The sequence below is a fragment of the Aeromonas sp. ASNIH5 genome, from assembly GCF_002902865.1.
Taxonomy (GTDB): Bacteria; Pseudomonadota; Gammaproteobacteria; order Enterobacterales; family Aeromonadaceae; genus Aeromonas; species Aeromonas caviae.
The window spans coordinates 1,585,154-1,602,546 of record NZ_CP026122.1; the positions used below are offsets into that span (position 1 = coordinate 1,585,154).

The following is a 17,393-nucleotide window of genomic DNA, read 5'->3' on the forward strand; positions in this document are numbered from 1 at the left end:
GTTAAACCATATGTTTACCATGGTTAAACGGCATACCCCATGAAAAAATGCCATATGGCTGACTTGATGGCGGTCACATTCCTTCCTCTCTTCGCTTCCTATCATGCCCCCATCATGGCGTGACCAAAGACGCCCATGAAGGACAACGGATAACAAGAGAACACACTATGCAGCCAACCAGCCCACTCAAAACGGTAGTAGTCAGTACCCTGGCGACCGCCCTGCTGATCTTCGTGGCCCAATCCCTCATCGGGAAGCAGGAGATCAGACTCGGCATCGCCATCATCCCCATCCTGCCCATGCTCTTTGCCGTCATCATCGGCATGATCGTCTCCGCCAAGCCCGTCAAGGATCGCATTCCCGGCTGGAAGAGACTCTTCACCGAGCGAGAAGAGGGCTTCTGCGGCAAGATGGTGGGTTTCAGCCTGCTGATCCTCGGGACCCAGTATGCGGGGATGATCATCCCCAACCTCAAGATGATCCTGAGCGTCGGCGTACCGCTCTTCCTGCAGGAAATAGGCAACCTCCTGCCCATCCTTATCGCCATTCCGCTGGCGGTGAAGTTCGGCTTTGGCCGCCGCGCCATCGGGGCCTGCTCCTCCATCAGCCGTGAACCCTCGGTCGCGGTGATCCAGGGCAAGTTCGGCACCGGCTCCCAGGAGTACATCGGCGTGCTCGCCATCTACCTGTGCGGCTCCGTCATCGGCACCCTCTGGTTCAGCGTGCTCGGCAGCATCGCCCCCCTCACGGGGCTGCACCCCCTGGCCCTGGCCGCCGGTTCCGGCGTGGGATCCGGCTCCATGCTGAGCGCCGCCTCCGGTGCCCTCATCAACGGCCTCGACGAGGCGATGGCCCAGCAGGTGCTCAGCATCGCCGCCGCCTCGAACCTGCTCTCGTCGGCCCTGGGAGCGCTCTCCCTCACCTATCTGGGTCTGCCGCTCGCTGAAAAAATCTATGCCCTGACCGCCAAAGGAGAGAAAGCATGAAAAGCATCGTGATGGATATGCGCTTCGTCTTCCTGGCGATCCTGCTGGCCATGTTCACCCAGACCCTGACCTCGGGCCTGCCGCTGTGGCAGATGGGGGACAGCTTCGTCGCCATGTCCCTGGTGGTGTTCGCCTCCCTGGTGACCAAGCGCTATCTGCCCTCCTCCCTGCCGGCCTTTGCCTATGCCACCATCATCGGCATTCTCATCTGCCTGCCCGAGACCCCGGTGCGCGGCCTCTTCATCGATGCCGTGGCCAAGATCTCCTTCCTCTCCTGCTGCGTGCCGCTCCTGGCCTTCGCCGGCCTCTCGGTGGGCGGTCAGCTGGAGGAGCTCAAGAAGATGTCGTGGAAGGTGATCCTCATCTTCATGATCGTCTCCACCTGCTGCTTCTTTGGCGCCTCCCTGGTTGCCCAGCTCGGTTTCTCCATTCAAGGGATCATCTGATGAACCACTACCATATCGAACCTGACCTGTTGGCCCTGCGCGACTTCAGCTACGAAGTGCGCCACCACCTGCACCGCATCCCGGAATACTCCGGGGCCGAGTTCAAGACCTCTGCCTACTGCCGTGGGTTGATGGAAGAGTTCGGCTACAGGATCACCCTGTATCCCGGCTTCACCGGTTTTCACGGGGATCTGGCGGTCGACCCTGCCCTGCCCACCATTGCCTTTCGTGCCGACATGGATGGCCTGGAGATGCACGACATGAGCGAGGTGACGTTCAAATCCACCCATGAGGGGATGGCCCACAACTGCGGCCACGACTCCCACATGGCGATCGCTCTGACCGCCGCCAATTTTCTGGCCGCCAACCGCGAGCGCCTGCGGTACAACGTCCGCTTCATCTTCCAGATGGCGGAAGAGGACATGCGCGTCCCCGGGGCCGAAAAGATGGTGGAGCTTGGTTGCATGAAGGGGGTGGACGAGGTCTATGCCCTGCACAACGACGGCGCCATGGAGACGGGCACCATCAAGTTCAACCAGGGGGTCATGTCCTCCTGGGGATCTGCCTGGACGCTCGATGTGCACGGCATCTCCGCCCACGGCTCCACCCCCCACAAGGGGCTGGATGCCATCCGGGAGGCGGTGCGGATCATCGAGGACATGGACTACATCGTCGCCAAGCGCACCAGCCCGTTCAGCCCGGCGGTCTTTGGTTGCGGCATGATCAACGGCGGCACCATTCCCAACGCCATCGCCGATCATGTGCAGGCCCGTGGCACCATCCGCGCCATGGATGCCGAAACCGACCAGATCCTGAAAAACAGCTTCAGGGACATCATCGCCCAGAGCGAGCTGCGCGGCTTCAAGACCACCATGGTCCATGCCGGCTACCCGGCGGTGGAGAACCACCCCCAGGCCTGCGAGCGCCTGCAACAAGCCGCCTCGGATGTGTTGTCCAGCGACGGGATCAACGCAAAGGGCCAGCCCATGACCGGCAGCGAGGACTTCAGCTACATGATCAACGCCACGCCAAGCCGCATGGGGGCCATGTTCTTCCTCGGCAGCGGCAATCAGGCCAAGGGGATCTGCAACTACCTGCACGCGAACCCCTATTACCTGGACGACGACTGCCTGCTGGTGGGAGCCCAGATCTTCGTCAATCTGGCGACCAGGGTCGACTGACGGGCCAGGGGGATCTGCCACTACCAGCACCACGTCAATCCCCTACTACCCGGATGATGACTGCCTGCTGGTGGGAGCCCAGATTTTCGTCAATCTGGCGACCAGGGTCGACTGACGGGCCAGGGGGATCTGCCACTACCAGCACCACGTCAATCCCCTACTACCCGGATGATGACTGCCTGCTGATCGGTGCCCAGATACTCGTCAATCTGGCGACCCGAACCCCCTAAGCAGCAAGGGGGCTGCCGCACCCCGAAGCCCTGCTGGATGATGGCGATCTGCTGCTCGGCACCCGGAGCGCCGTCAATATGGTGACCACGATAGCCGGGAGAGAGGGATCACCGGGAAAAGGCAGCGCAGGACACCACTTATCACAAAAAAGAGAGGCCATTGGCCTCTCTTTTTTGCCTCTATGCAGCACATCTGACTCCCCCTGACGGCCTTCAGAGCCAGGGCAGGGTCGCAGACGGGGCGGGCGTTCCCTGGTTGAGCAGCGCCAGCTGCACCGTCTCCCGGCTCACATGGGGGGCATAGAGGTGGATGAAGTCGTACATGTAGTCCCGCAGGTGGGCGTGCCTGCGCAGGCACACATGGGCCACGCTCGAGGCGATCAGATGATCGATGTTGAGGCAGACCAGGCTCTCCCTGTCCCCTTCGTCGAACGCCGAGGTGGCGATCACCCCGACACCCATCCCCAGGCGCACATAGTGCTTGATGATGTCGCTGTCGGTGGCCGTCAGCACGATGCGGGGGCTGAGGCCATGGCGACCGAACGCCTTGTCCATCTTGGAGCGGCCGGTGAAACCGAACACATAGGTGATGAGGGGATACCGGGCCAGATCCGCCATGGCCAGCGGCTGGCAGTCCAGCAGCGGATGGCCGTGGGGCACCACCACGCTGCGCCCCCAGCGATAGCAGGGCACGGTCGCCAGCTCGTCGAACAGGTGCATGGACTCGGTGGCGATGGCCATCTCCACATCCCCGTTTTGCGCCATCTGCGCCAGTTGGGCAGGGGCTCCCTGATGCAGCTGGATGCTCACCTCGGGGTAGCGGCGGGAGAATTCGGTAATGACCGCCGGCAGCTTGTAGCGGGCCATGGTGTGGGTGGTGGCGATGCGCAGCACCCCGCTGGTGGCCAGCTGATCCCCGAGGGAAAGCTGGCCAATTTGCTCCACCTGGGCCACCACTCCCCTGGCCAGCTCCATCACCTGCTCCCCCATGGGGGTCAGGCCCGACAGGTTCTTGCCCTTGCGGGTAAACAGCGCCAGCCCTAGCTCCTCTTCCAGCATCTTCATCTGCTTGCTGAGGGTCGGCTGGGAGGTATAGAGCTTCTCCGCCGTCGCCGAGATGTTGAAGTTGTTCTTCACTATCTCGGTGAAGTTCTTGAGCCGGGCGATGTTCATCAGGGTGCCAGGCGCGCGATGTGCCAGCCGTCCCCCTCGCGGGTGTAATAGAAGCGATCGTGCAGACGGTGCTCCCCGCCCTGCCAGAACTCGACGGTGTCGATGCGCACCCGGAAACCACCCCAGAAGCTCGGCAGCGGCACCTCGCCATTGGCAAACTTCTGTTTGAGTTCGAGGAACTTGGCCTCCAGCACGCCACGGGCCGAGATGCGGGTCGACTGTTTGGAGACCCAGGCGGCGATCTGGCTGTCCTTGGGACGGCTGTGGAAATACTTCATCACCTCGAAGGTGCTCATCTTCTCCACCCGACCGGTCACGTGTACCTGTCTGTCCAGGGTATGCCAGGGGAAGAGCAGGCTGATACGGGGGTTGCCCTCCAGCTGATGCGCCTTGCGGCTGCCCATGTTGGTGTAGAACACCATGCCTTCGGCATCGTAGTGCTTGAGCAGCACGGTGCGCTGCCAGGGCTGGCCATCGGCATCCACGGTGCCCACCACCATGGCGGTGGGATCGGTCAGTTTGGCCTCGCACGCCTGGGCCAGCCACTTCTCGAACAGGGCGAGGGGCTCGGCCGGCAGATCGGCCCGGTGCAGTCCACCCCTGGTGTATTCGCGACGCAGATCAGCCACATCCATCATCTTGATTTTCCTTCTCTCTTTCTCTGCCGCCCGTGCGGCGATGGGTGCAGGCATTGTGCGACGAGCGCGCCATGGGTACAAGCCTCGGGGCGGCCAAATGGCGGAGCAAAAAAAGAGGGAGGCTCATGCCTCCCTCTTTATGCCGATGACCGTCAGCCTACTGCTTGCCGTCAACCGGCGGGCAATGGGCCAGCATGCGCCGGTTGTAGTCCGCCGCATAGGCGCTCAGCCTGGCATGGGCCTCCTTCTGATCCGGCTTGATGACATCCCCGAATCCATCGAGATAGCGCACGCCGCAGCGCGCCTTGGCCGCCGCCTGCTGATCCGCCGCGATCCCGGGCGCCACCTCGCCGCGCCCGGCCCGCACGATCAGCCGGTAATCCTGCCTGGCAAGGCTGGCGCTGACCGCCTGTTCCAGGGTGTCTGCATCGGCCTGACAACCGCCGAGCAGGGCGAGCAGCAGCGTGCCGAGCAGTCTCATGCCCGCCTCCGCTGCCAGCCCAGCAACGCCAGGGCCAGGGTCCAGAAGCCGAGGGCACCGCCGCCACCGCTTCCCCCCTCTTCGCCGCGCTGGGTGACCGAGAGCTTGAGGGGACTGATGGCGAAGAAGATGTTGTCGCTGCACGCCACCTTCAAGCGGGCAGTGCCATCCTGGCCCGCCGGGATGGTGACGCTCGCCGAGCCCGAGTTGGGTTTGCCGCTGGCAAGGGGAGTCCAGTTTGCCCCCTCGTCCCGGGTCATGAAGAGATCCACCTTGCTGCAGTTGATGGGGGCGGCATTGGTGCCGGCCACTTCCCAACTGATGGTCTGCGTCTTGCCCGCCCCCAGGGGGGTCACCACCGGGCTGGTCAGGGCGAAGGCCTTGCCGGTGTTGACCACCTGGATCTTCATGTCATCGCTGGCGACACCGCCCTTGCCGTCCCGCGCCGTGAGGCGGAAGTTCAGGTCCCGGTTGGTGGCAGGCCAGGCCTCCCCTATCGCCAGGGTGTTGGTGAGCAGGGAGGTGAGACTCGGCAGGGTGCGCTCCGGCACGCTGGTCGGCGCCACGAAACGGAACAGCGGGCGGCTGCCGTCGTCCACCATGGTGGCCAGGCTGCTCGACTCCGTCCCCAGATCGATCTGCTCCCAGGTGTAATTCAGCGGATCGCTGTCAAGATCGGCCCCCGCCCCCTTGAGCACGAAGGGGGTGTTGGCAGGGATGACGTAGTCATTGCCTGCCGCCACCTGGGGCGCATTGTTGACCAGCGCCAACGGGGTGCCGCAATTTGGCTCCGTGGCCATGTGGGCCCGCATCTGCTCGATGGACTTGCTGTGGAAATAGGGCTCGCTGTGGGGCTGCAGATCTTCGTCTCCGCAGATCCCCGCATAGGCCATGATGGAGCTGCCGCTGCCCGGCTCCCAGGCTTGGCTTGGTTCCCGGTTGCCGCCGCCACAACTGCCTGTGGTGCCGTTGAAGGTGTGGTCTGCCCCGAACTGGTGACCAATCTCGTGGGCCACGTAGTCGATGAAGAAGGCATCCCCCACCGGCTCGGAGGAGCCCGTCATCCCCGCCGATTTGTCAGGGGTGCAGAGTACGCCCAGTCCCGCCAGGCCGCCGCCACCGGTGTTGACCACATGGCCGATGTCGAAGGCCCCCAGACCCTTGGTCAGGGCATCGGCCTGCACCTGCATGTTGGCATCGACATCGCCGTCATCATTGTTGAAGGGATCGTTCGCCACGTCGGTGAAGATGATGGTGTCGTTGCCGCTGGCCAGCTGGAATTCGGCCGCCACGTCACGCTGGTAGACCTCGTTGACCCGGTTGAGCAGGGTGGTGATGGCGCCAAGACCCGCCTCCACGGTACCGCCGTGATACTGGGTATACTCCCCCGCCGCCGAGATGGCGATGACATAACGCTTGCGCTCGTTGCCATCCACCAGCACCTGGCGGGCCAGCTTTTTGGCCTCGCCCCCAATCACCTTGTCCGCCTCTTCTTCCAGCCGGCTGTGGGCATCCTGCTGGTAATAGACGGCATAGCCTTCCCCGTTGCGAAGGGGATCGACGAACACCATCTTCCCTTCATGGCTGAACATGGCGTGGAATCCCTGGGGACCGAGATCGAAGCGCCCGGTCTCGCCCGGCGCCGCTTCGTTGTACCCCTTGAAGGCCAGGATATCGGGATATTTGGCGGCCAGATCCGCCGGCAGCAGATCATAGGGTTGCAGGCTGAAGGTCACCTCCTTGCCATCCGGCAGGGGCAGAGTCAGGCGGCGCTCGCCCCCCTTCAGGGCAGCCAGGTAATCGGTGGAGACGGTGACGATACGATACTGGCTGGCCCTCACCTCGTACCCATCGGCGGCGGTGGCCCGCGCCGTGACCGTATGCCACTCGCCGGCCATCAGATTGCCGGACGTCATCAGACCCGCCACCAGCACCGCCAGCGGAGAATATTTCATCAACTGCATCTTTTTAATTCCTTTTTAAACGGATTCACCTGAACTGCCACGGCATCATTTGCCCGCTGGTCCGATTAGTCCAGCAACATCCTCTGTACATTCCCCGAATGGGGAAGGTTGCACCAATGCAGACTAGCCCCTATCATGGCGCGGATTTGTCCGTTCCAGAACCCCTCTTCGACGGGGCCGGTTCACTCTTTCTTTGGCCAAGGTTAATCTCATGCTCAAGTCCCCACTGTTGCCCCGTTTCGGGGATCTGGTCGTTGCCATCGTTGACGATGTGCTGGGTCAGGGTCTTACCCTCGACCGCGCCTATGCACGTCACTTCTCCGGCATCGAACTCAAACCGCAAGAACAGGCAAGGATTGCCCTGGTCACCGGCGATCTGCTGCGCCGCCTCAGCCTCTACTGCTTCCTCACCGGCATCCAGGTCCGTCAGGCGGAGAAGAATGTCTGGCCGCTGCTGCACAGCTGGCACGCCTTCCACAAGATAGATCAGCCCAACCACCCGACCTTGGATCGCTTCAACGAGGAGGCCTTCCGCCGCCGCCTGACCGAAGCCAAGAAGAACCCGGTGCTGATGGACGGCTGCCCTGCCTGGCTGGAAAAACTCGGCAGCGAGCAACTGGGCGACGCCTGGCCGGCCGAGCGTGCCGCCCTGGCCTGGATGCCCAAGCGTTACCTGCGGGTCAACACCCTCAAGTGCACCCGGGACGAGCTGCAAGCCATGCTGGCCAAAGAGCATGTCACCACAGTGCCCGTCGACGGAGTGGAGACTGCCTTGCAAGTGACCTCGGACGCCGCCCTGTTCCGTACCCAGGCCTTTGCCGATGGCTGCTTCGAGCAGCAGGATGCCGGCTCCCAGCTGGTGGCCGCGGCCCTCGACGTCAAGCCCGGCATGCGGGTCATCGACGCCTGTGCCGGTGCCGGCGGCAAGACCCTGCACCTGGCCGCCATGATGCAGGGCAAGGGCCGTCTGCTGGCCATGGACGTGGAAGAGTGGAAACTGGAGAACCTCAAGCAGCGCGCCCGCCGCGCCGGTGCCCACAACGTGGAGACCCGGGTCATCACCAGCAGCAAGACCGTCAAGCGCCTGAAAGAAAGCGCCGATCGCGTGCTGCTGGACGTCCCCTGCTCCGGCCTTGGCGTGCTCAAGCGCAACCCGGATGCCAAGTGGCGCGACACCGCCGAGCGCCTGCCGGTGCTGGTCGCCCTGCAAGAGGAGATCCTGCAGCGCTACAGCCAGATGGTGAAGGTGGGCGGCCTGCTGGTCTACGCCACCTGCTCCATCCTGCCCGAGGAGAACCGCCAGCAGGTGGACAAGTTCCTCGCCGCCAACGAGCACTTCCGCCTGATCGGCGATCACAACGTCAGCCCGGCCGAGACCGGCTTCGACGGCTTCTACATGGCGCGCCTCGAACGCATCGCCTGATGTCTGTCGTGGGCACAAAGAAAAGGGGAGCCAGTGGCTCCCCTTTTTGCATGGTATGGATGCGGCCTTATTCGGCGGCAGCGTCATCCTGCTTGTGCTTGGCGGCAGTTTCCTTGATCAGGGTCTGCAGCTCGCCGGCCTGGAACATCTCGATCATGATGTCGCAACCACCGACCAGCTCGCCCTCGACCCACAGTTGCGGGAAGGTGGGCCAGTTGGCGAATTTCGGCAGCTCGGCGCGGATGTCCGGGTTCTGCAGGATGTCGACATAGGCGAAAGGCTCGCCGCAGGACATCAGGGCCTGGGAGGCCTGGGCAGAGAAACCGCAGCTGGGCAGCTTGGGGGATCCCTTCATGTAGAGGATGATGGGATTCTCAGCCAACTGCTGTTTGATCTTTTCAATAGTTTCCATAAATGCCTCACTGGAGCGATTTCGGCGGCCATTCTACTGCAATCCGGGCAGACCACAAACTGGCAAACCGTTGCGAATGAAAGAAGTCATGCATCAATACGCCGCAGCTTGATCCGGATCATGGCAAGAATCAAGGGTTGTTCGCCCATCTTTGATACTGCTACAATCGACGGGCTTTGGGCCGTCTGGCCCCCTCATTTCAAGAACAATTCTTTTCAAGATAGAAAAGAGTACGCAATGTCTTGCAACCGTCGCCTTCGCACGGACCAGCCAATGGAGAGTAGAAAATGGCTTTCGAACTTCCCGCTCTGCCCTATGCAATCAATGCTCTGGAACCGCACATCTCCCAGGAAACCCTGGAATACCACCATGGCAAGCACCACAACACCTACGTGGTCAACCTGAACAACCTGGTGCCGGGTACCGAGTTTGAAGGCAAGTCTCTGGAAGAGATCATCAAGACCTCCACTGGTGGCGTCTTCAACAACGCTGCCCAGATCTGGAACCACACCTTCTACTGGCACTGCCTCTCCCCGAACGGCGGTGGCGAGCCCACTGGCGCCCTGGCCGATGCCATCACCAAGGCCTTCGGCTCCTTCGCCGAGTTCAAGGATGCGTTCACCAAGTCTGCCATCGGCAACTTCGGCTCCAGCTGGACCTGGCTGGTGAAAAAGGCTGACGGCACCCTGGCCATCGTCAACACCTCCAACGCCGGTTGCCCGCTGACCGAAGCCGGTACCACCCCGCTGCTGACCGTCGACCTGTGGGAACACGCCTACTACATCGATTTCCGCAACCTGCGTCCGAAGTACATGGAAACCTTCTGGGCCCTGGTCAACTGGGAATTCGTGGCCAAGAACCTGGCTGCCTGATAAGCCTTTCTTGCCAAAACGCCCCGCACTTGCGGGGCGTTTTTTTATGTCGAATACCTGCCATCGACAACAAAGGCGCCCTCAGGCGCCTTGTGGAAGATGACCGTGCTTACTGGTCTATCTCGTCCATGTAATCGTCGAGGTTGCCATCATCCGCCGCCTCTGGCTTCTGCTCCTGGAGCTCGGGTTTGCGGCCCGTCACCTTGCCATCGTTGTACTGCAAGTAGAAGTCCTTGGTCAGGGCGTAAGGATCCAGCGCGTTGTCGATGATACGCTCCTGATCGATCAGCTTGGAGCGGGTACCGAGGCCATCCAGTGCCCAGTGCACCACCTTCAGCGGGAAGGTCAGCAGGGCATAGGGGAAGTAGATGGTATCGATGGTATCCCCTACCAGTTGCCGGGTGGTGGTGGGACCGTAGACCGGCACCATCAGATAGGCGCCATCCCCGATGTCGGCCTTGCCGAGCACGGTATCCATCTCCAGCGTGTTGCGAGCCAGGCCCGCATGCTTGGCCACGTCGAACAGACCGAGCAGGCCCACAGTGGTGTTGAGGGTGAAGCGGCCCAGGTTGGTACCGGCCCCTTTCAGATCACCCACCAGCAGGTGGTTTACCATGCTGCTCGGCTCGTCGAAGTTGTCCACGAAATTCTCGATGCTGTCCCTCACCCCTTGCGGGACATAGCGGGCATAGCCGTGTACCACGGGGCGCGCCACATAGGGCTCCAGCACGTCATAGTTGACGGCCCACATGGCACGGTTGGGCCCCTGGAAGGGGTCGCGAGGATCGCTGGCCGTGCTGGATGCCCCGGGGCGGCTCGGGGTCTCGCCGAGATCCAGGCTCTCCGGGCCCGGCTTGGGAGGGCCGCCCGCACAGCCCGCGAGCAGCAATGCCACCGCCAATGCTCCTGAACGCAGATACATATGAAAGTCCTAAGATTTTTTTGGGTATTGATATGAATTATACAGGGGGCCCACCCCAAGGGGTGGGCCAAAAGCGTATTAGAGGGCGTGATCGATGCGGATGTCAATCGGCGCTGTGGGGATGGTGCTGGTCGGCACGGTGACCGAAACCCCTTCAAAGGCGCCTTCCTTGTTCATGACGTTGCCACCTCGGGAGAGGCGCGCCTTGAACTGCAGCTCGGCATGGGCCACCAGCTTGCTCCCCTCCATCATGGCATCCCCGTCCCCCAGGGAGAGGGTGAGCGGGAGATGCGGGTCTGCAATGCGCTTGACCGCGATGGGCATGGGCGGACCGTTGGGGATCACCGCAAAGACGAACAGATGGGCATCTTCCGGCATCTTGATGCCCGGCGCCAGGGTGATGTGCAGGGGGAACTCCCCCTCTTTCACCGCCAGCACCTCGGCTTGTGCCTGGCCTTCGGCAGACGGGGTGGTCACGGCGATGCCACGCTGGCCAAGCTGCTGCCTGGCGTACTCCATGGAGCGCTCCACCATGGTGTAGCGGGCCGAGCCCGGCTCCAGCAGCGGCAACATCCCCTGCCAGCGGTCGAGGGCGGTCTGGAAATCCTCTTTTTGCAGGGCCATGAAGGCGTGGACGGAGCGGGCCTCGATGTTGGCCGGGTCCTCGGCAATGACCGCCTGCAACAGCTGATCCGCACGGGCTTCCTCCCCCGTCATCATCAGGGCCTGGGCATAGGGCACCGCCACCATGGCCTTCTGGGGCGCGAGGGCGTAGGCACGCTCCAGCGCCTCGCGGGCCATCTCGGGATCATTGCCATCCAGGGTCAGGCGCCCCAGCAGCAGCCAGCCACGGTAGTCGTTCGGTTCTTCTTTCAGCCGGGTTCGCAGGGCCAGGGTGAAGTCCAGCAGATCCTGCTCGGTCACCCGGGTGTCGCGCTCCACCAGGATGCGATTGCTGAGCTCCCCCAACCGGCTGCTGGCATCCTGCCAGCGGCTCACCTCCTGCCAGGCGCCGAGCTTGGCGTAGAGGCCGATGCTCACCACCGCCAGCACCAGCACACCGGGGATCCAGATCAGGCTCTTGCCGCCACGGGCGGTCTGCTCCACGTCGGGAATATCGTCCAGGAGGCTGCGCTGCAGCTCCACCAGGGATTCCGGCTCCTCCGCCAGTATCCCCTGCTCCCGCTCTTCCCCTATCTCCAGCAGGCGCTGCCGATAAAGCTGCTTGTTGAGGGCCGAGCGACTGATGCTCTGCCGGCCCTCGCCGCGCCACAGCGGCACGATCAGCGCCAGGCTCGCCAGCACCAGCAGGGCCGCACCCAGTATCCAGAATGGGGTCATGGTTTCTCTTCCTCTTTGAGCAGGGCGGACAGCCTGGCCTGCTCTTCTGCACTCAGGGTGCCTTCAGGCTGTTGAAAGGGAGCAGGGGCATGGCGGCGGCTTCGCACCACCACGGTGACGACGCCAATCACGATGACCAGCAAGGGGCCAAGCCAGAGGATCAGGGTCGAGGCCATCAGGGGGGGATCATAGAGAATGAAGTTGCCGTAGCGGGCCACCATGTAGTCCACCACTTCCTGCTTCTCCTTGCCCTCGCGCACCATCTGGTAGGTCTTGTCCCGCAGATCCTTGGCGAGCCCGGCGTTGGAGTCCGCGATATCCTGGTTCTGGCACTTGGGGCAGCGCAGCTCGCGGGTCAGCTCGCGAAAGGTCTGCTCCTGGGTGTCGCTCTCGAAGGTGTAGACATCGATGGCGGCGCGGGCCTGTCCGGCGCAGACGAGACCGGCCAGCAGCAACAGGGATGCAATCAGTGTTTTCATCGGGGAGGCCTCACTTCATGGCATCGAAGATGGGTTTGAGGGTACTGGCCCAGACGTCTGGGTTGATGTCCCCCACGTGGCGATAGCGGATGATGCCCTGGCTGTCGATGAAGAAGGTCTCGGGCGCGCCATAGACACCGAGATCCAGCCCCAGCATGCCGTCCGGATCGTAGAGGTTGACCTGGTAGGGATTGCCAAGCTCCGCCAGCCACTTGATGGCCTTGTCACGCTCGTCCTTGTAGTTCATGCCGACGATGTAGATCCCCTGCCCCGCCAGCTCCTTGAGGTAGGTGTGTTCCCCGTAACAGGTCGGGCACCAGGTGGCCCAGACGTTGAGCAGCATGGGGCGCCCCTTGAGGATGCTCCTGTCGTGCTGCTTGCCCAGGTCATAGATGTCCTGCAGGGTGAACACGGGCACCTCCTTGTCCACCATCACGGATTCGAGCTTGGTGGGATCGGAGTAGAGCCCCTTGAACAGAAACACGGCCCCCATCAGGAAGATGATGAAGGGCAGCAGATAGAGCCAGGTCTTCTTGTTCATGCCTTGGCCTCCTCGTCACGACGTCCGAAGCGGTAGCGCTTGTCCAGCATGGCCAGCACGCCGCCGAGGGCCATGAAGACGCCGCCGAACCAGATCCAGCGCACGAAGGGCTTGTAGTAGATCCGTACCGCCCAGGCGCCGTTGTCGAGCTGCTCGCCGAGCGCCGCATAGAGATCCCGGGTAACACCCGCATCGATGGCCGCCTCGGTCATCGGCATGCGGCTCACGGTGTACATCCGCTTCTCGGGTTTGAGCAGGGCTACCTGCTTGCCATCCCGGTGCACTTCCAGCACGCCCTTGAAACCGTCGTAGTTGGGGCCGTTCTTCTCCTTGATGCCGGTGAAGACGAACTCGTAATCGGCGAACTGGACGCGATCGCCGGCCTGCATCCGCAGGTCCTTCTCGATGCTGTAGTTCTGGGTGCAGGCGATGCCGATGATGCTGACCGCGAGCCCCACGTGCCCCAGGATCATGGCCCAGTGGCTGTTGCCAAGCTTGCGCACGCCGGTGGCAAAACCGTGTTTGTGGGTGGCCCGCGCCCAGGTCTCCTGCACACTGGTGACGATGATCCAGACGCCAAGGCCGATACCGAGCGCAGCCCAGGGTTTGAACGCCTCGGCAAAGAGTTTGGGCAACAGCAGAGCCGCGGCCAGGCTCAGCACCAGGGCGAGCATCACCTTGCCCTTGAGCTCACCGAGATCCTGGCGGCGCCAGCGGAACAGGGGGCCCACCCCCAGCAGCAGGGCGAAGGGGATGATGAGCCAGCTGTAGATGTGGTTGAAGAAGGGGGTGCCGATGGAGATGCTGCCAAGCCCCAGCTCCTTGTGCACCAGGGGCAACAGGGTGCCGAGCAGCACGGTGAGCAGACCCGCCACCAGCAGGATGTTGTTGCCAAGGAGCAGGGTCTCGCGGCTCCACAGCTCATGCTTGCCGTGGCTCTTCACCTGGGAGCCCTTGAAGGCGAACAGCAGCAGGGAGCTGCCTATCACCGCCAGCAGGAAGCCCAGGATAAACAGACCCCGGGTCGGGTCCGAGGCAAACGCATGGACCGATACCAGCACGCCGGAACGCACCAGGAAGGTGCCGAGCAGGCTCAGGGAGAAGGCCGAGAGCGCCAGCAGCACGGTCCAGGCCTTGAAGGTGGCGCGCTTCTCGCTCACCGCGAGGGAGTGGAGCAGGGCCGTGCCCGCCAGCCAGGGCATGAAGGAGGCGTTTTCCACCGGGTCCCAGAACCACCAGCCGCCCCAGCCGAGTTCGTAATAGGCCCACCAGGAACCGAGCACGATGCCCAGCGTCAGGAAGACCCAGGCCGCCATGGTCCAGGGACGGGACCAGCGCGCCCAAGTGGCGTCCAGACGCCCCGTCATCAGGGAGGCGATGGCGAAGGCGAAGGCCACCGAGAAGCCCACGTAGCCCATGTAGAGCATGGGGGGGTGGAAGATGAGACCCGGGTCCTGCAGCAGCGGATTGAGATCCCGCCCGTCCACCGGGAAATACGGCAGGGTGCGGGTGAAAGGATCCGAGGTGAACAGCACAAAGGCGGTGAAGCCCACCGAGATAAGGCCGAGCACCCCGAGTACCCGCGCCACCGCATCGAGCGGCAGGCGACGGCTGAAGAGGGCCACCGCCGCCGTCCAGCCCCCCAGGGTCAGCACCCAGAGCAGCAGCGAGCCTTCATGGGCTCCCCACACCGCCGAGATGCGGTATTGCAGGGGCAGCAGGCTGTTGGAGTTGGTGGCCACGTACTGCACGGTGAAGTCGTTGTCGATAAAGGCCCAGGTGAGGCAGAGAAACGACAGCAGCAGCAGCAGGAACTGGCTGTAGGCGAGCGGGCGGGCCGCCGACATCATGCCAAGACGACCGAGATGGGCCCCGATCAGCGGGTAACTGCCCAGCAGCAGGGCGGTGGCGAAGGCCAGGATCAGTGAGAACTGCCCTAATTCCGGGATCATTGACTATTCCCTCTCGATTGCACGGAGAAACCTGCCGATTTGGCGGTATAAAGAAGTGAATTCTTGGCGCATACCGGCATCATTGCTTGGCTCCCTGCAACTGCGCCTCTGTGTATTCGGGCTTGAAGTGCATGCCGTTGGTAGCGTCGGCCACTTCCGGCGGCATGTAGTTCTCGTCGTGCTTTGCCAGCACCTCGAAGGCGGCGACCGTGGTGGCATCCTTGAGGGTGCCCTGAGCGACAATGCCCTGCCCCTCGCGGAACAGGTCCGGCAGAATGCCGTCAAACTCCACCGTCACCAGATGGCCGCCGTTGTCCACCAGCTTGAAGGCTACCTTGAGGCTCTGGGGATCCCGCACCACAGACCCCGGCACTACCAGGCCACCGATGCGCAGGCGCTGCCCCTCCTCGGGCTTGACCTTCTCCGGCCCCTTCCCTTCCACCAGCTCGCTCGGGGTGTAGAAGAGGTCGATGTTCTGGCTCAGGGCATAGAGCACCAGGCCAGTCACGCTGGCAAGGCCCAGGCTGATGGCCAGGATGATGGTGAGGCGTTTCTTGCGGCGCGGGTTCATAGGGTGTTCTCCATCTGCTGGGCCGCCTTGCGGCGTGCCTCCCGAGCCTGCTTGTTGCGCAGTTCGCCAAGCAGGCTGCGGGTCTTCAACCGGGTGGAAATGACGATGCCGACCAGGCAGAGCAGGGTCAGACCGAAGGAGAGCCAGACGTAGAAGGCATAGCCTCCCATGGCCATGAAATCACTGAACGAGGCAAAGTGCATGCTTACTTCTCCTGCCTGGCGATGTCGGCGACCCAGGGGCGGTGCCACTCCCGCATCAGCAGCTCATTGCGAAAACGCATCAGGGTCAGGGCACCGAGAAACGCGGCGAACGCCAGGATCATGATGAGCAGCGGCCACAGCATCTCGGGGGAGATGGAGGGTTTGTCAAACTTGGTGATGGTGGCCCCCTGGTGCAGGGTGTTCCACCACTCCACCGAGTAGTGGATGATGGGCAGGTTGATCACCCCGACCAGCGCCAGGATGCCGGCGGCGCGGCCCGCCACCACCTTGTCGCTGAAGGCGTTGTAGAGGGCGATGACACCCAGATAGAGGAACAGCAGGATGAGCTCGGAGGTGAGCCGGGCATCCCACACCCACCAGGTGCCCCACATGGGTTTGCCCCAGGCGGCGCCGGTGAAGAGGGCGATGAAGGTGAAGACGGCCCCCACCGGGGCGATGGCCGCCACCGTCATGTCTGCCATGCGCAGTTGCCACACCAGGCCAATGAAGGCGGCCACCGCCATGGTGGAGTAGGCGCCCATGGAAAGGATGGCGGAGGGCACATGGATATAGATGATCCTGAAAGAGTCACCCTGCTGGTAATCGGCGGGAGCGAAAGCCAGCCCCCAGACGGTGCCGATGATGAAGGCGAGCAGGCTTGTCACGGCAAACCAGGGCAGCAGGGTGCCGGCCAGCCCATAGGCGCGCTCGGGTTTGGCATAAGGGTGCAACCATTTCCACATAGCTCACGAAACCTTTCAGTTATTAATTTTTAAGTGGCGAGGGCTACCATACCCATGGGGGAAAAACATCATATCCCCCGAAAGCAATAAGCAGCCATCCCCTTGATCTATCTCAACTATCTCGCCCCTAACTAGGCTTCAAACGAAAATCTTTTCACCAAATCAATCAGTTGACACTCACCCGCAACGCCGCCGAGATAGCCAGGGGCGTCAGGGTCAATGCCCCCACCAGCATGGCCCCCAGGATGGCGAGCTGACCGGCATAGGGCAGTCCCATGCTGGCCGCGTCGATGGCGGACGTGGCGAAGATAAGCACCGGAATATAGAGCGGCAGCAGCAACAGGCTGAGCAGCACGCCCCCCTTGCGCAGCCCTGCGGTCAGCGCCACTCCGACCGCCCCGAGCAGGCTCAGCACCGGCGTACCGAGCGCCAGGGTGGCCACCACGGCCAGATAGGTCTTCAGCTCCAGGGAGAGCAGGATGGCGAGCAAGGGGGAGACCAGCAACAGCGGCAGACCGGTCAGCAACCAGTGAGCGATCACTTTGGCCAGGGCCAGCAACCCCAGGGGATGGGGCATCAGCATCATCTGCTCCAGGGCGCCGTCACTGAAGTCGTCACGAAACAGCCGCTCCAGGGAGAGCATGGCTGCCAGCAGGGCCGCCACCCAGATAATGCCGGGAGCGATGCGGGCCAGCAACTGGGGCTCGGGCCCGATCCCTAACGGAAACAGGGTGATGACGATGAGGAAGAACCAGAGCGGGTTGAAGATGTCGGCGCGCTGGCGCAGGGCCATCAGCAACTCGCGGTGAATAAGGTGTATGACGGCGCGCAGCAT

The 17,393-nt window shown here is 62.8% G+C and carries 19 protein-coding genes; 5 read left to right on the forward strand and 14 right to left on the reverse strand.

What is annotated here, in order from left to right; translation table 11 throughout:
- Positions 1-167: 167 nt before the first annotated feature.
- Genes C2U30_RS07080 through C2U30_RS07090 form a run of 3 tightly spaced genes read left to right on the forward strand, consistent with a single transcriptional unit; the run spans position 168 to position 2,613 of the window.
- A complete protein-coding gene (locus tag C2U30_RS07080; RefSeq protein WP_010673963.1) occupies positions 168-986 on the forward strand; it encodes a DUF3100 domain-containing protein in 819 nt (272 codons plus the stop codon).
- Positions 983-1,432, forward strand: coding sequence for a hypothetical protein (locus C2U30_RS07085; RefSeq protein ID WP_042016367.1), 450 nt, complete (start codon positions 983-985; stop codon positions 1,430-1,432). The genes C2U30_RS07080 and C2U30_RS07085 overlap by 4 nt, the downstream gene beginning before the upstream one ends.
- Positions 1,432-2,613: a M20 metallopeptidase family protein gene (locus tag C2U30_RS07090; protein ID WP_103243514.1), complete on the forward strand. Its 1,182-nt coding sequence runs from the start codon at positions 1,432-1,434 to the stop codon at positions 2,611-2,613. The genes C2U30_RS07085 and C2U30_RS07090 overlap by 1 nt, the downstream gene beginning before the upstream one ends.
- A gap of 443 nt (positions 2,614-3,056) precedes the next feature.
- On the opposite strand, the gene C2U30_RS07095 is transcribed toward C2U30_RS07090, so the two are convergent.
- The 4 genes from C2U30_RS07095 to C2U30_RS07110 form a co-directional block, all read right to left on the reverse strand.
- A complete protein-coding gene (locus tag C2U30_RS07095; protein WP_103243515.1) occupies positions 3,057-4,016 on the reverse strand; it encodes a LysR substrate-binding domain-containing protein in 960 nt (319 codons plus the stop codon).
- Positions 4,016-4,654, reverse strand: a complete 639-nt coding sequence (gene pdxH / locus C2U30_RS07100) for a pyridoxamine 5'-phosphate oxidase (RefSeq protein WP_103243516.1) — start codon at positions 4,652-4,654, stop codon at positions 4,016-4,018. The genes C2U30_RS07095 and pdxH overlap by 1 nt, the downstream gene beginning before the upstream one ends.
- A gap of 157 nt (positions 4,655-4,811) precedes the next feature.
- Positions 4,812-5,135, reverse strand: a complete 324-nt coding sequence (locus tag C2U30_RS07105; protein ID WP_103243517.1) for a hypothetical protein — start codon at positions 5,133-5,135, stop codon at positions 4,812-4,814.
- Positions 5,132-7,099: a reprolysin-like metallopeptidase gene (locus C2U30_RS07110; RefSeq protein WP_103243518.1), complete on the reverse strand. Its 1,968-nt coding sequence runs from the start codon at positions 7,097-7,099 to the stop codon at positions 5,132-5,134. The genes C2U30_RS07105 and C2U30_RS07110 overlap by 4 nt, the downstream gene beginning before the upstream one ends.
- A 211-nt stretch (positions 7,100-7,310) precedes the next feature.
- Between C2U30_RS07110 and C2U30_RS07115 the strand changes: the two genes are divergently transcribed.
- Positions 7,311-8,522 carry an RsmB/NOP family class I SAM-dependent RNA methyltransferase gene (locus C2U30_RS07115; RefSeq protein ID WP_010673956.1) on the forward strand — a complete coding sequence of 404 codons (1,212 nt, stop codon included), beginning with the start codon at positions 7,311-7,313 and terminating at the stop codon, positions 8,520-8,522.
- Positions 8,523-8,589: 67 nt separating this feature from the next.
- On the opposite strand, the gene C2U30_RS07120 is transcribed toward C2U30_RS07115, so the two are convergent.
- Complete coding sequence (locus C2U30_RS07120; RefSeq protein ID WP_010673955.1) at positions 8,590-8,934, reverse strand: Grx4 family monothiol glutaredoxin; 345 nt, start codon at positions 8,932-8,934, stop codon at positions 8,590-8,592.
- A 287-nt stretch (positions 8,935-9,221) separates the two neighbouring features.
- Between C2U30_RS07120 and sodB the strand changes: the two genes are divergently transcribed.
- Positions 9,222-9,806, forward strand: coding sequence for a superoxide dismutase [Fe] (gene sodB, locus C2U30_RS07125; RefSeq protein ID WP_103243519.1), 585 nt, complete (start codon positions 9,222-9,224; stop codon positions 9,804-9,806).
- A gap of 109 nt (positions 9,807-9,915) precedes the next feature.
- Here the strand turns inward: sodB and C2U30_RS07130 are convergent, their stop codons facing one another.
- The 9 genes from C2U30_RS07130 to ccmB form a co-directional block, all read right to left on the reverse strand.
- Positions 9,916-10,728: an MlaA family lipoprotein gene (locus tag C2U30_RS07130; RefSeq protein ID WP_029314176.1), complete on the reverse strand. Its 813-nt coding sequence runs from the start codon at positions 10,726-10,728 to the stop codon at positions 9,916-9,918.
- 78 nt (positions 10,729-10,806) lie between these two features.
- On the reverse strand, positions 10,807-12,069 hold the full coding sequence (gene ccmI, locus C2U30_RS07135; RefSeq protein ID WP_103243520.1) for a c-type cytochrome biogenesis protein CcmI: 1,263 nt from the start codon (positions 12,067-12,069) through the stop codon (positions 10,807-10,809).
- Entirely contained in the window at positions 12,066-12,548 is a 483-nt protein-coding gene (locus C2U30_RS07140) for a cytochrome c-type biogenesis protein (protein ID WP_103243521.1), read from the reverse strand. The genes ccmI and C2U30_RS07140 overlap by 4 nt, the downstream gene beginning before the upstream one ends.
- A 10-nt stretch (positions 12,549-12,558) precedes the next feature.
- The gene (locus C2U30_RS07145) at positions 12,559-13,089 is read right to left on the reverse strand and encodes a DsbE family thiol:disulfide interchange protein (protein WP_103243522.1); all 531 of its coding nucleotides are present in this window, start codon (positions 13,087-13,089) and stop codon (positions 12,559-12,561) included.
- On the reverse strand, positions 13,086-15,041 hold the full coding sequence (locus C2U30_RS07150; protein WP_041212639.1) for a heme lyase CcmF/NrfE family subunit: 1,956 nt from the start codon (positions 15,039-15,041) through the stop codon (positions 13,086-13,088). Before C2U30_RS07150 ends, C2U30_RS07145 begins: the two co-directional genes overlap by 4 nt.
- A 79-nt stretch (positions 15,042-15,120) precedes the next feature.
- Positions 15,121-15,612, reverse strand: a complete 492-nt coding sequence (gene ccmE, locus C2U30_RS07155; RefSeq protein ID WP_103243523.1) for a cytochrome c maturation protein CcmE — start codon at positions 15,610-15,612, stop codon at positions 15,121-15,123.
- A complete protein-coding gene (ccmD, locus tag C2U30_RS07160; RefSeq protein ID WP_039039901.1) occupies positions 15,609-15,815 on the reverse strand; it encodes a heme exporter protein CcmD in 207 nt (68 codons plus the stop codon). Before ccmD ends, ccmE begins: the two co-directional genes overlap by 4 nt.
- Before the next feature lie 2 nt (positions 15,816-15,817).
- Complete coding sequence (locus tag C2U30_RS07165; protein WP_010673946.1) at positions 15,818-16,558, reverse strand: heme ABC transporter permease; 741 nt, start codon at positions 16,556-16,558, stop codon at positions 15,818-15,820.
- Between the two features lie 166 nt (positions 16,559-16,724).
- Positions 16,725-17,393, reverse strand: a complete 669-nt coding sequence (ccmB, locus tag C2U30_RS07170; RefSeq protein ID WP_010673945.1) for a heme exporter protein CcmB — start codon at positions 17,391-17,393, stop codon at positions 16,725-16,727.